The sequence below is a fragment of the Arthrobacter sp. H20 genome (assembly GCF_000520515.1).
Classification (GTDB): Bacteria; Actinomycetota; Actinomycetes; order Actinomycetales; family Micrococcaceae; genus Arthrobacter_D.
Window position 1 is genome coordinate 13,170 of sequence record NZ_KI914740.1, and the last position, 12,658, is coordinate 25,827.

The following is a 12,658-nucleotide window of genomic DNA, read 5'->3' on the forward strand; positions in this document are numbered from 1 at the left end:
CCCCGCCAGCCGAGCGGCTGGACGGCAGCAGATCGGGGTGGTTTAGCCCGAGGTACCCGCTGAATGACGTGGAGGCAGCGCGGCCAATCGACGCGCTAGCGTCTTCCAGAATCATTGAAGTTACTGGCCGCCCTTCTGGACAAAGCCGCGCACAAACTCTTCAGCGTTGGATTCGAGAACACCATCAATCTCGTCCAGCAGGTCATCGACCCCCTGGGTTTGTGCAGTTGGCGCTCCACCCTCGGGAGTCCCGCCGGAATCCGGAACCGGGTTTCCCTGCTGCTCGTCCTGTTCCTCGGGCCGTGACCCGGTGTTCTTGCGGTCCTGTGTAGCCATGGCTGGCACCTTTCATTGCTGAGGATGTGATGCGCAAAACCTAGTGATGTCTATGGTGCCATGCCGGATTGTGGCCTGCTCAAAAGCCGGGCAACAAATTCTTCGGCGTCAGCCGAGGTTGCGAACAGTTCGCCAGTGAGTGCAGCTGTTCCGCGCAGCGGCTCACGGGTCTGAATACGCTGCAGCCGGCGCTGGGATGCCAGTTCGAAAATGATCGAGTCCCAGCTGGCGCCCACCACTTCCCGCGGAAAACTGCTGATGCAGCGTCCCCTGAAGTAGGCGCGGGTGTCCTCGGGCGGGTGGGAGACAGCAGCGGTTACCTGCTCGTCGGTAACCAACCTCACCATCTGCCCACGGGCCGACAAGCGGTGGTAGATGCTCCTCTCCGGGCGAAGATCCGAGTACTGCAGATCCACCAGAGCCAGCCGGGGATCATCCCAGGACAGTCCATCGCGGCTGCGGTACGCCTCCAGGACCTTGAGCTTGGCCACCCAGTCAAGCTGGTGAGCAGCTTCGAATGGGTCCCGCCGCAGGGTGTCGATGAGCATTCCCCAACGTTCCAGAAGGTCACTGCTTTGTGGATCGGTTCCACCCTGCCGTCCCGATTCACCACGGCACGCATCCAGGTACATCTCCTGCAGGTCCAGCGCTGTCACTAACCTGCCGTCGACCAGCCTGATGCGGTGCTTCAGGGTGGGGTCGTGGCTGATGGCCTGCAGCTCACGCACAGGGTCCTGGATCTCGGGCACTGGTGCCCTGTCCAGGTCAATCAGGGAAAGGACCAGCGAGGTGGTCCCCAACTTCAGGTAGTTGGAGGTCTCGCTCAGGTTGGCGTCACCGATGATCACGTGCAGGCGCCGGTACTTTTCGGCGACTGCGTGCGGCTCGTCCCTGGTGTTGATGATTGGTCGGCGTACAGTCGTTTCCAGGCCGATCTCGTTCTCGAAAAAATCGGCACGCTGACTGAGCTGGAAGCCTGGGGCCTGATTGAATGCTCCGATCCCTACCCGGCCCGACCCGCAGAGTGTCTGGCGGGAGACGAAGAACGGGATCAGCACTGCTGCCAGGTGGTTGAACGGGACTCTCCGTGGGACCAGATAGTTCTCGTGCGAGCCGTAGGACACGCTTTTGTTGTCGGTGTTGTTCTTGTACAGGTGGACCGGGGCGAACCCGGGGGTGGCTGCTATCCGCCGCATGGCGGTGAGGGCGACGGCGTCCCCGGCGCGGTCCCACAGCACAGCATCGAGCGGGTTGGTTACCTCAGGTGAGGAGTATTCGGGGTGCGCATGGTCGACGTACAGCCGGGCGCCGTTGTTGAGGACCAGGTTCATCAGGACCGCTGAATCCAGCGGGCCAGAATCGTCAAGACCCGAATCGAGAATCGCAATCTGCTCGGCTGAGAGAATCGGTGGGCTGTCGGTGAGCTGCGACGGATCGGCGGCGTGGCGGGCCTGATGCCAGCCGCGGGCATCCGCCAGGGGGGCTTCGTCGGTGTAGTCCCAGCGGGTGCCAGCGAGGTTACCCAGGCCCTCCCTCAGGGTTGCGGCATAGGCGTTGACCACCTGGGAGGAAAGGATTGTGGCGTTCGCATCAGGGATGGACGGCGCAATAACTCCGTACTCGGTTTCGGTGCCCATGACGCGGTGCGCGGAGAACCGCTCAGGGTCAAGGACCGACAGGTCGGGCACTGATGGATCGGCCTGCGGTCCGGCTGACGTCACAGATACTGTCCGGTATTGGGTGTCGTTTCGATGGTTTTACCGGGTTCCTGACCGGCTTTGCCCTGAACGATGGTGCGGATGTAAGTGATCCGTTCCCCCTTTTTGCCCGAGATGCGCGCCCAGTCATCGGGGTTGGTCGTGTTGGGGAGGTCCTCGTGCTCACGGAACTCGTCGACGACTGCCCTGAGGAAATGTTCGATCCGCAAGCCTTTCTGACCATCGAGCAGCAGGTCCTTGATAGCGTACTTCTTCGCCCGGTCAACCACGTTCTGGATCACTGCCCCCGAGTTGAAGTCCTTGAAGTAGAGCATCTCCGTGTCACCGTTCGCATACGTGACCTCAAGGTATTCGTTGGCCTTCTCGGTGGAGTACATTTTTTCTACTGTGCGCCGAATGATTCCTTGCACAGTTGCGGTCCGGCTGCCACTGTGTTCCCCCAGATCATCGTCGTGGAGGGGAAGGTTTTCAGTGATGTACTTGCCGAAGATCTCAGCTGCTCCCTCGGCGTCGGGACGGTGGATCTTGATCTTTACGTCGAGCCGGCCCGGCCGAAGGATTGCTGGATCAATCATGTCTTCCCGATTGGATGCACCGATGACAATCACGTTCTCGAGCTTTTCGACGCCGTCGATCTCGCTGAGGAGCTGCGGAACAATAGTCGTTTCGACGTCCGAGGACACACCGGTACCCCGTGTCCTGAAGAGGGAATCCATCTCATCGAAGAAGACCACCACCGGGCTCCCATCCGAAGCCTTTTCGCGGGCGCGGGCGAAAATCAGCCGGATGTGGCGTTCGGTTTCACCAACGTACTTGTCCAGTAGCTCGGGTCCCTTGATGTTGAGGAAATAGCTACGGGTTTCAGTGGATCCGGTCCGTTCAATGGCACGTGCGGCTAGGGAGTTGGCGACTGCCTTCGCGATCAGGGTCTTGCCGCACCCCGGCGGACCGTACAGCAGGATGCCCTTGGGCGCCTTGAGCCCGTGTTCCCGGTACAGATCGGGATGCAGGAAGGGGAGTTCAACAGCGTCGCGGATTTGCTCGATCTGTGGGCCGAGCCCACCGATGTCCTCGTACGCGATGTCTGGAACCTCTTCAAGCACCAGATTCTCGACTTCGCTGCGCGGAATTTTCTCCAGTGCATAGCCAGACCGGTTATCAACCGACAGCGCATCGCCGACGCGGATCCGTTCCAGCTGCAGCGGACCGTTGAGCCTGACTACCCGTTCCTCGTCCGCGCGCCCGATCACCAGGGCCCGGTCGCTTCCGAGCAGCTCCTTGACGGTGACCAATTCACCGGACCGCTCGAAGGCCAGTCCTGCAACAATAGTCAGCGACTCGTTGAGAAGTACCTCCTGCCCGGGCATCAGCTGGGTCAGGTTGATCAGTGGGCTCAGGGCCACCCGGAGCTTCCTGCCAGACTGCAGAATGTCGACACTTTCCTGGGAGGTGGCCGACGCCGTCGTTCCCGGCTCAGCTGCCCGTTGCGCATTGATAGCGATGATGGTGCCGAAGCTGAACGGCGCGGCGCCGTCGTTCTCCAGTGCCCCCTTGAGGCGGACAATCTCTGCGCGTGCCGTTTCGAGCGCGGCGACCAGCTTGGTGTTGTTCTGGGCGGCCGACGCGAGCTGCCGGTCAATGTTGCGGATCCGATCCCGCACCACGTTCAGCTGGCGTTGCGTGGCAGCCAACTGGCCGGTTGCGGCTCCAGCCTCGGTGGGCCCGGCAGCGGAAATTCCTGGAGGGTCTACGTTCTCGAAGTCAGCCATGCGTATCGCCCACCTTCAGTGCTCGATTAGTGCTCTCTCGACCATAGCGCAGTGAGCCGGGTAATTCCTGATAGCCACCCTGTGCTGGTGGTAGTTACCCTAGCTCTCGGCATGCTCCCCCTCGTCCCGCGAAGCGTCAGCGATCTTCTCGCGGCGGGCCTGGGCCTCCTCTGCGGGCAGTGCGCCACGCTGGATGGTTGAGCTGGCGTCGCGCGCCACCCGTCGCAGGCGCTTGTCAGAGACCTCACGTTCGCCGACCGCCTGGGGGGTCCACGCATTGAGATCTTCTTCGCTGAAGTCGGTCTTGGAGGGACGCCTTTTCGTCGTCAAACCAGTGACGCCGGCCGCCAGCCGCCGGGTAATCAGCAGAAATCCGGTGTGGGCAACCATGCGGTGATCAGGCCGCACAGCAAGGCCCTCAAGGTGCCAGCCACGCACCATCGACTCCCACGCATCCGGCTCTGTGAAGCGCCCGTCCGCCCGGATGGCCTCGGCGGTCCGTGAGAGTTGTGTCACGGTCGCGACGTAATTGATCCAGACGCCGCCCGGCGCGAGAACTGTCGCGACGGCGTCAAGGCATTCCCACGGTGCGAGCATGTCCAGGACCACCCGGTCAACACTTCCCGGTTCTTCCTGCTCGACTACCTGCTCCTGGAAGTCACCCAGCGTAATTTTCCACGCGGGATGCGGTCCGCCGAAAATCGTCTCCACGTTTCCCTGAGCAATGTCAGCGAACTCGGCGCGGCGTTCGAAGGAATGCAGGTACCCAGCATCGCCCACGGCCCTGAGCAGGGAAATCGAGAGGGCCCCCGAACCCACGCCAGCTTCAACCACGCGGGCTCCCGGGTAGATGTCGGCCATGGTGATGATCTGGCCGGCGTCCTTGGGATACACCACTGCCGCACCGCGGGGCATGGAGAGCACGAAGTCCGACAGGAGTGGGCGCAATGCCTGGTAGAGCTGCCCGCTGGTATTGGTGAGAACTGTACCCTCCGATGCACCGATCAGCCCGTCATGCAGGAGGAACCCCTTGTGGGTGTGGAAGGCACCACCAGGGGTCAGCGTAATGGTGTTCATGCGCCCCTTCTCGTCAGTCAGTTGGACACGTTCACCAGCGCGGAACGGGCCCCGGCGGACAGCGGCACCGTGGGGAGGGTGTTCCGCGGGGGTGGTTCCGGAGGTGTTCATCGACGATTGTCCTTAGCTATTGGGGGTAGTACGTCAGGGGTATGAGGCGGCTGGTTAAGACGGGTGGCCGGGAGCGGGTTTGCCTGTGATGGCCGAGATAACAGCCGACTGCTGAAGCAGCCCAGTAACCCGGCCTAGCCGGTCGATCACCGCGTACTCGCTGCCAGGGAGCTTCGCAAGGAACTGGACCAGGTCCTGTCCCTGCGCGGACTCCGGGACGTAGGCGCCCGGTGACAGGGCCCGGGCTACCGCGTTGATGAGGGTCGTCTCGGCTGCGTCCTCGGGGACGCTGAGGAGGGCTCCGGTATCGACTACCGCTTCGGGCTGGCCGCCACCTCCCGTGAGGACAATCGCGGCCCCCGGGTTGTCCTTCACGAGCCGCCGGACGGTTTGCACGGTGGTTCCTGCAGCGATGCCGATCGCCGGCTGTTTCAGTCGACCAGCACTCACCGCAGGGAGTCGCAGGCGCATCTGGGCGCTGCTGATGGCCGCAGAAGCGCCCATCCAGAGGAACGCGCCCATGACAGCGGCGATGATGATGACAGTCAGATCGGGGGTCCCGCCCACTAACAGGGGCAGTCCGAGCACTGCCACCACGAGAATGATCACGATGACCCGCCCGGCCCAGCCAGCCGCGACAGTACCCTTGTCCTGGTTGCCGGTGGCTTTCCAGACTGCTGACTCAACAATTCGCCCGCCGTCGAGCGGCAGACCAGGAAGCACATTGAAGACGGCGACCAAGAGGTTCGCCCAGACGAAGATGTCAGCGAGCAGGCGTCCCACTGACTGAGGTTCAAACAGCGGGACGGCCAGCCAGCCGCCCAACGCCAGCAGAAAGTTCGCTGCAGGGCCAGCCAACGCCACGATCAGGGACCGCCCCGGGCTGGCATTAAAGTTCTCGAACTGGGTATGCCCACCCCAGAGATTCAGGACAATACGCGCGGTTGGCCAGCCAAACACCCGCGCGGAGAGCGCATGAGCTAATTCGTGGACCAGAACTGACGCGGCGAGCAGGAGCGCGTACCCGAGGGCCACCCCGTACGCGCCAGCGCCGATCCCGGGGAAAGCGCTAGCCACCTGTGGCCCGAAGACCACAACCACAAATACGGCAATGATGAACCAGGACCACGCAAGGACAATGGGGATCCCCCACAGTCGCCCCAGCGAGATTCCCTCACGCCGGAGTGGCTCCTGTTTCTCGGGCGCTGTCACAGTGCCGCCTGCCCTGCCGGGACTGCCCTGTGCTCAAGGACCAGCTGGTTGAGGTCTGCAACTGATTTCTTGTCCAGAGTCGGCCACTCGTACCAGCCACGATCGGAGGGCAGCGGCATCATGTGGGGCACCGCGAGGGCTACGAGACCGGCAGTTTCGGCGGACGTCGCCCCGGGAAGGGAGTCTTCGATCGCCACGACGCGATCTTTGGTTAGCCTGCCGTCGGCGCCGCCCAGAGCATCGAAGGCCAATTGGTAGGCCTCTGGGTCGGGCTTCCCCCGCTGGACCATGTCCCCGGTGACCAGCAGTTCGAACGTGCCCTTCGGAAGTTGGCTCGCCACTTCCTCGGCCAGGGGTTTCTCGGACATGGTGACCATCGCGCACGGAATGCCCTGCGCCACCAGCTCAGCCAACAGCTCGCGTGCCCCCGGGCGCCACGGTGCGGCTTCGGAAACACGCAGTTGTACCTCAGCGATCAGGTGGTCGATGATGTCCCGGATTTCCATCTCCACGCCAGCCCGTTGGAGGATACCGGCGGAGAATGACAGTGCCTGCCCTACCAGGGCTTCGGCTTCAGCCGTTGACCAGCTGCCACCGTACTTGGCGACCAGATCCTTTTCTGCCTGGATCCAGTAGGGCTCGGTGTCAACTATCGTTCCGTCCATGTCCCAGAGGACGGCCTGTAGGCCTTCGACGGCGTCGTGTGATGCCTGTCCGGAAAGTGGCGCAGCTGTGCTGGGATCGGAATTAGCCATTGGCCCAGTCTACGGGGCGGATCGAAGCCCACCCGGCTGCTTTGGCTCTGCGCGAAGGAGCAAAGATTAGCTGCCATCACCCGGTGGGGAGGTTTAGGGTGAAGTGGTGAGTACCTTTGATGAAAGCCTCCAGCCCGGGATCCGTGCCCTTTTCCAGGATAGTGATACGCCCAATCAGAGGGTGACAATCATGCTCGCCGCTTTCGAAGGCTGGAACGACGCCGGAGAAGCGGCCAGCGACGCCCTGAAATTCATGGGTAGGTATTGGGGTAGCGAGAAAGTGGCGACCATCGATGCCGACGAATTCTATGACTTCCAGTTCACGCGCCCTGTGGTGACACGCAATGCCAAGGGCGAGCGTAAAATCAAGTGGCCCACCACGCGGATCAGCAAGGCATCGGTCCCCGACACGAACGTGGATCTCATCCTGGTTCACGGCGTGGAGCCGTCCTACAAGTGGCGGGCCTACACGGCTGAACTCATTGCCGCGGCAAAAGAACTCGATGTCGACTGCATCATCCTGGTGGGGGCCCTGCTGGCCGACGTGCCGCACACCCGCCCTATCCCCGTAACAGTCACCTCTGATGATGAGCTGGTGCGGGAGAACCTGGACATCGAGCCGTCCACCTACGAGGGCCCCATTGGCATTGTCGGAGTGCTCAGCGAAGTGGGGTTGCTGGCCGATATTCCGACGCTTTCCCTCTGGGCAGCCGTGCCGCACTACGTGGGACAGTCACCCTCTCCCAAGGCCCAGCTCGCACTGCTCAGCCGCCTCGAAGAAATGCTTCACCTGTCGCTGGACACCCACCTCCTGGTCGAAGAATCAGAAGCCTGGGAGCGCGGGGTCGATGAGTTGGCCATCGAGGACCCCGAGGTGGCTGCCTATGTGCGACAGCTTGAAGAGGCCAAGGACACAGCCGAGTTGCCGGAGGCTAGCGGAGAATCTATTGCTAGGGAGTTTGAGAGGTACCTCAAGAAGCGCCGCAAAGACTGACCCTGTGGCGCACCGCGATGGCGGATCTACCCGGTCAGCCTGATGCCAAGCAGTGCATCAAGGGCATTCACTACTCCCTCCGCACCGTCAGCGGTTCCTCCAGCGGCAGGTGCCACGGCGGCCCAGCGGTCGATGGCCGCTACCGCTGCCGGAGCGTCGAGATCGTGGGCCAGAGCCGCCCGGATCTCTGCTGTCAAAGCGGCAGCCGACTTTTCGGTGGCGGACCCCAGCGCTGACCGCCACGAAACCAGCTGGTCTTGCGCTCGGGGAATCACCTTGTCGGTCCAGGACCAGTCCGAACGATAGTGGTGGTTCAGGATTGCCAACCTGATGGCAGCCGGATCCACCCCATCCCGGCGCAAGGTCGAAACCAGTACCAGATTGCCACGGGACTTGCTCATTTTTTCACCGTCGAGTCCCACCATGCCGGCATGGGAATAGTGCTTCGCCAGCGGAATGCCAGTAGCGGCTTCGGCGTGCGCTGCACTCATCTCGTGGTGTGGGAACACCAAGTCTGACCCACCTGCCTGCACAGTGAACGGCAGGTCGAGAAACCGCTGGGCAATCACTGCACACTCGATGTGCCATCCGGGACGTCCCCTGCCAAGCGTGTTACCGTCCCACTCCGGTTCGCTGGCCCTGGCCGCGCGCCAGAGCAAAGGGTCCATTGGGTGCTTCTTCCCTGGCCGCTCCGGGTCTCCACCGCGCTCAGCAAACAGGCCGGTCATCTCGTCCTGGCCGAGATGGGACACCGCGCCCAGGAACCATGCGTCGGGTCCGGACAGTGACCCTTCCGCAGCGTCCACCGAAAAGTAGATGTCGCCGTCGGGCTCTGAGCCCTCGCCCGCCACCGGGTAGGCGATGCCGCGTTCCAGCAGCGATTCGATCACCGGGACAATCCACTCGATCGATTCGACAGCACCGATGTAGTGGTCGGGTGGGATGACGTTGAGTTGATCCATGTCCTCACGGAACAGATCGGTCTGTTGCACTGCTAGGTCGGTCCAGTCCACCCCTGTTGCCGCCGCGCGCTCCAGCAACGGGTCGTCGATGTCGGTGACGTTCTGGACGTAGTTCACGACGGCGCCCGAGTCACGCCACAGGCGGTTCAACAGGTCAAACGCGACATAGGTGGCCGCGTGGCCCATGTGGGTGGCGTCGTAGGGAGTGATCCCGCAGACGTAGAGCCCGTGCTGGCGGTCTGTGGGTAGGGCAACGTATTGCTGCTGCTTAGTGTCGTACAGGCCAATGCCGGCGCTTTCGCCGGGCAGGACAGGAATAGGACGGGAGTTCCACGCAATCACACCTTCTACAATACGTTCCCCGCAGCCGTCACCCGACCAGCTGACTCCCGATCCGTCAGGCATCCACGCCAATCAGGGGTTGATGACGCCGAACCCGAGCAGCAGGAACAGAGCCAGTCCTAGAAGGATCCTGTACCACACGAATAGGCCGTAGCTCCGGGTTGAGACGAACTTCAGGAACCAGCCAATGATGACGAAACCCACCACGAAGGCGATACCGGTAGCCAGTGCTGTCTCCCCCAAGCCATAAGGTCCCGGTTCGCCGAAACTTTTATACAGCTGGAAGAAACCACTGCCAAATACGGCGGGGATGGCGAGGAGAAACGAGTAGCGTGCTGCCGCCTCCCGGTTGTAGCCCATGAACAAACCCGCGGTGATGGTGCCACCAGACCGGGAGACGCCCGGAATCAGCGCCAGTGCCTGCGCGAAACCGTAGAAGATGCCGTGGCGGTAGGTCAACTGATCGAGTGTCCGATCCTGTTTCCCGACGGCGTCAGCCACCGCCAGGATCAAGCCGAAGACAATGAGCATCGTCGCTGTCAGCCACATGCTTCGCAACGTGCTCTCGATCTGATCCTGGAAGAGCAACCCCAGCACAACGATCGGCACACTGCCAAGGATCACTAGCCAGCCCATTTTCACATCGGGGTCGCTGGATGGCACCTTGCCGACCAGCGACCCAGCCCAGGCCCTGATGATCCTGACGATGTCACGCCAGAAATACACCACAACTGCTGTCTCGGTACCTAGCTGCGTGATCGCCGTAAACGCGGCACCGGGATCCTGGGCGTTGGGCAGGAACTCTCCAACGATCCGCAGGTGAGCGCTTGAAGAGATAGGCAGGAATTCGGTCAGGCCCTGCACCAGGCCCAGGATGGCAGCTTCGATCCAATTCACAACTAAGACCTTAGAGCACTCCCCTGCCAGGCCCCGGGAGGCAACGGCACTCCTGCGAGGCTTTAGGCTTACCGTATGCAGTGGGAAAATGTGGGCAGCAGCGGTCTGACGGTATCCAGGGTGGGATTGGGCACTATGACGTGGGGTCAGGACGCAGATGAGGAGACTGCTCGTGAACAGCTTCGGCTCTTCTCCGAGGCAGGAGGCACCCTGGTGGGCACAGCCGCCCGCTACTCGGATGGACGGGCTGAGGCGATGTTGGGAGACCTCATCGGAGACACGGTCGCCCGGTCGGAACTGGTCCTCGCCGTGCAGGGTGGCTCAGCTCGGCAGCACTGTGGGGTGCGCCGCGCTGACGGCTCCAGGAAGGGTCTGCTCGACTCCCTCGATGCCTCGCTTGCCCGGCTCGGGACAGACTACGTTGACCTGTGGCTGGCCCCGGCCCGGCATCCCGGAGTGCCCGTGGAGGAGACCCTTGGCGCATTGGAGCTGGCCTACCGGACGGGGCGGGCCCGCTACGTGGGAGTTTCCAACCACGCGGGTTGGGAACTGGCGTTCGCATCAGCCTCAGCCGGGTTCCCCATCGCAGCTCACGAGGCCGAATACTCGCTGCTGAATCGAACTGTAGAACGCGAGGCGACTCCTGCTGCCGAAGCCCTCGGTGTCGGATTGGTCGCATGGGCTCCTCTGGGTCGCGGTGTGCTGACCGGAAAGTACCGCGGCCAGACCCCTTCAGATTCCCGGGCGGCGTCCGACCTGTGGGCACCCTACGTTGAGCCGTATCTAGCGGGACGCCCACACCGGATCACCGAGGCTCTGGTGACCGCTGCCAAAGGGTTGGACATCGCACCGCTTGAGGTGGCTCTGCGCTGGGTCCTGCACCGCCCGACCGTCGCCGCTGCAATGACCGGCGCCCGAACCAGTCACCAGTTCAAGGACGTCCTGGCCGCGTCGCAGGAGCCACTTCCCGCACAGATATCCGGGGTTCTCGATGAGGTGTCAGCTCGGCCCTAGGACTCGTCGTCGTCGCTGTCCTCGTAGATGACCAGGGGCGTCACTTCGCCGTGGGCGTCGTATAGCACTTCCTCATAGGTATCGAAGGCGTCCGCGACGGCGAGGTAGGCGGCCTCAACTGCTGGATCCTCGTCACCGCGCCGCGAAGCGGCGGCGTTCAGATGCTCCTCAAGCGCCGAAACCAGGGTCTGGAGCGCGACACGCGGATCAATACTCATGGGTAGACGTTATCGGTAAAGTGGTCAAAATTGGAGGGAAATGCGAGAACAATTTCTGAACGCAACGACCGTGCCCAAGCGCGACGTCGGGCGCCGGTACGAGTACCTGGTGCTGACGGTCAATGCAGGCGAACCCGTGAGTGCCGCGCGCCAGGCGCTCACCGAACATGCCGAGTACGGCAAGTGGGAGCTGGAGCGCAGCTGCATTTATATTGGCGGTGGACGGCGGTACTGGATGCGCCGTAAGGTCCTCCGGGTGGAGCGCACGGCCTAGCAGGCCGGGCCCCTAATCCGCAGTCAGCGGACCCAGCCACGCCGAGGCCACTGTCCGGTGGGCCGATTCGCTGGACGACGGATGATACTGACCCGCCAGGACGTCCCGGTGCAGTCTGCCAATCTCACTTGCGGCGTGGTAGCCACGCCCTCCCGCGAGGTGCAGGCCCACGTCGTTGACCTCCCGGGCCACTGTCGTAGCCCGGAGCTTCAGGCCAACCAGTTTGGCGAACCACCGGCCACCATGGTCGGCACCATCATCGAGGTCGCGGGCGACCGAGCGCAGTTGTGCATCGAGTGAGTCCATGGCCATTGCTGCCTCGGCGATCTGCCAGCGAATCTCGGGATGCTGTGACAATGCCAGGGCTCCGGAGCCGCCGGTGCGCTGCCCGGCGAAGCTGATGGCAAGTGCCAGGGACCTGTCCCCAATCCCGGTGTAGACCGCCGACAGCAGTGTCTCGAAGACCGCGAAGATGGCGAATACCAGAGGATCAGCGTTAGGACCCACTGGGAGGTGCCTGAAGATCCGCTCAGCCGGCACCACCACCTCTTCCAGCAGGGTAGTGTGCGACTGGCTGGCTCGCATGCCCAGAGTGTTCCAATCCTCCACCGTGTGAACTCCGCTGCTTCCCCGCGTAACGAACCCGTGAACCAGCTCTTCGATACCGTCTGCTGGAGCAGTTTTACCGAAGACACCGAGCCGGGTCCAGGCCGGAGCCAGACTGGTAAAGATCTTTGTCCCGGTGAACGCATACCCGCCGTCGGGCTGTGGCGCGGCGGCGGTAGTGGAATCGAACAGGACTGCGTCGTTGCCTGGCTCGGACAACCCAAAGGCGTACAGCTCCCCCTGGGCTGCCTCCTGCAGAACAAACTTGAGCGACGCGTCGCCCTGGCGCTGGAGCAAACGGGCGACACCCGTCCATACCAGGTGCATGTTGATGGCCAACGCGGTCGCTGGTGCCGCAGACGCCAGACGCCGC

The 12,658-nt window shown here is 62.8% G+C and carries 13 protein-coding genes; 3 read left to right on the plus strand and 10 right to left on the minus strand.

All coding sequences use genetic code 11. The features are described 5' to 3' along the window. Positions 1 to 120: 120 nt before the first annotated feature. From Y703_RS0112220 to Y703_RS19710, 6 genes are all read right to left on the minus strand, one after another. Entirely contained in the window at positions 121 to 336 is a 216-nt protein-coding gene (locus Y703_RS0112220) for a ubiquitin-like protein Pup (protein ID WP_026552924.1), read from the minus strand. Between the two features lie 50 nt (positions 337 to 386). Continuing rightward, complete coding sequence (gene dop / locus Y703_RS0112225) at positions 387 to 2,057, minus strand: depupylase/deamidase Dop (RefSeq protein ID WP_081743522.1); 1,671 nt, start codon at positions 2,055 to 2,057, stop codon at positions 387 to 389. Next, positions 2,054 to 3,790, minus strand: a complete 1,737-nt coding sequence (gene arc / locus Y703_RS0112230) for a proteasome ATPase (RefSeq protein WP_026552926.1) — start codon at positions 3,788 to 3,790, stop codon at positions 2,054 to 2,056. Before arc ends, dop begins: the two co-directional genes overlap by 4 nt. A 132-nt stretch (positions 3,791 to 3,922) precedes the next feature. Beyond that, a complete protein-coding gene (locus tag Y703_RS19705) occupies positions 3,923 to 5,011 on the minus strand; it encodes a tRNA (adenine-N1)-methyltransferase (RefSeq protein ID WP_051427552.1) in 1,089 nt (362 codons plus the stop codon). 54 nt (positions 5,012 to 5,065) lie between these two features. Then, positions 5,066 to 6,223: a site-2 protease family protein gene (locus tag Y703_RS0112240; protein WP_026552927.1), complete on the minus strand. Its 1,158-nt coding sequence runs from the start codon at positions 6,221 to 6,223 to the stop codon at positions 5,066 to 5,068. Further along, on the minus strand, positions 6,220 to 6,978 hold the full coding sequence (locus tag Y703_RS19710; protein ID WP_035764967.1) for an HAD family hydrolase: 759 nt from the start codon (positions 6,976 to 6,978) through the stop codon (positions 6,220 to 6,222). Before Y703_RS19710 ends, Y703_RS0112240 begins: the two co-directional genes overlap by 4 nt. A gap of 139 nt (positions 6,979 to 7,117) precedes the next feature. Between Y703_RS19710 and Y703_RS0112250 the strand changes: the two genes are divergently transcribed. Continuing rightward, positions 7,118 to 7,972, plus strand: coding sequence for a PAC2 family protein (locus Y703_RS0112250; RefSeq protein WP_051427557.1), 855 nt, complete (start codon positions 7,118 to 7,120; stop codon positions 7,970 to 7,972). 26 nt (positions 7,973 to 7,998) lie between these two features. Here the strand turns inward: Y703_RS0112250 and mshC are convergent, their stop codons facing one another. Then, positions 7,999 to 9,276, minus strand: a complete 1,278-nt coding sequence (mshC, locus tag Y703_RS0112255; protein ID WP_026552929.1) for a cysteine--1-D-myo-inosityl 2-amino-2-deoxy-alpha-D-glucopyranoside ligase — start codon at positions 9,274 to 9,276, stop codon at positions 7,999 to 8,001. Positions 9,277 to 9,348: 72 nt separating this feature from the next. Further along, entirely contained in the window at positions 9,349 to 10,173 is an 825-nt protein-coding gene (locus tag Y703_RS0112260; protein ID WP_026552930.1) for an undecaprenyl-diphosphate phosphatase, read from the minus strand. A 75-nt stretch (positions 10,174 to 10,248) separates the two neighbouring features. Here Y703_RS0112260 and Y703_RS0112265 point away from each other — a divergent pair, with 75 nt between their 5' ends. After that, positions 10,249 to 11,187 (plus strand): aldo/keto reductase, encoded by a 939-nt coding sequence (locus Y703_RS0112265; RefSeq protein WP_026552931.1) that lies wholly within the window; start codon positions 10,249 to 10,251, stop codon positions 11,185 to 11,187. Here the strand turns inward: Y703_RS0112265 and Y703_RS0112270 are convergent. Next, positions 11,184 to 11,405, minus strand: a complete 222-nt coding sequence (locus tag Y703_RS0112270) for a hypothetical protein (RefSeq protein WP_026552932.1) — start codon at positions 11,403 to 11,405, stop codon at positions 11,184 to 11,186. The genes Y703_RS0112265 and Y703_RS0112270 overlap by 4 nt on opposite strands. A gap of 40 nt (positions 11,406 to 11,445) precedes the next feature. On the opposite strand from Y703_RS0112270, the gene Y703_RS0112275 reads away from it, so the two are divergent. Continuing rightward, entirely contained in the window at positions 11,446 to 11,679 is a 234-nt protein-coding gene (locus Y703_RS0112275) for a DUF5703 family protein (protein ID WP_026552933.1), read from the plus strand. 12 nt (positions 11,680 to 11,691) lie between these two features. Here Y703_RS0112275 and Y703_RS19715 read toward each other — a convergent pair. Further along, positions 11,692 to 12,658, minus strand: a 967-nt coding sequence (locus Y703_RS19715; protein WP_035764971.1) for an acyl-CoA dehydrogenase family protein, incomplete at its 5' end; no start/stop codon positions are given.

Excerpts from the sequence above, each read along its gene's own strand:
- Y703_RS0112220 (WP_026552924.1), bottom strand. The coding sequence starts at position 336 with ATGGCTACACAGGACCGCAAGAACACCGGGTCACGGCCCGAGGAACAG.
- Y703_RS19705 (WP_051427552.1), bottom strand. The coding sequence starts at position 5,011 with ATGAACACCTCCGGAACCACCCCCGCGGAACACCCTCCCCACGGTGCC.
- Y703_RS19710 (WP_035764967.1), bottom strand. The coding sequence starts at position 6,978 with ATGGCTAATTCCGATCCCAGCACAGCTGCGCCACTTTCCGGACAGGCA.
- Y703_RS0112265 (WP_026552931.1), top strand. The coding sequence starts at position 10,249 with ATGCAGTGGGAAAATGTGGGCAGCAGCGGTCTGACGGTATCCAGGGTG.
- Y703_RS0112270 (WP_026552932.1), bottom strand. The coding sequence starts at position 11,405 with ATGAGTATTGATCCGCGTGTCGCGCTCCAGACCCTGGTTTCGGCGCTT.
- Y703_RS0112275 (WP_026552933.1), top strand. The coding sequence starts at position 11,446 with ATGCGAGAACAATTTCTGAACGCAACGACCGTGCCCAAGCGCGACGTC.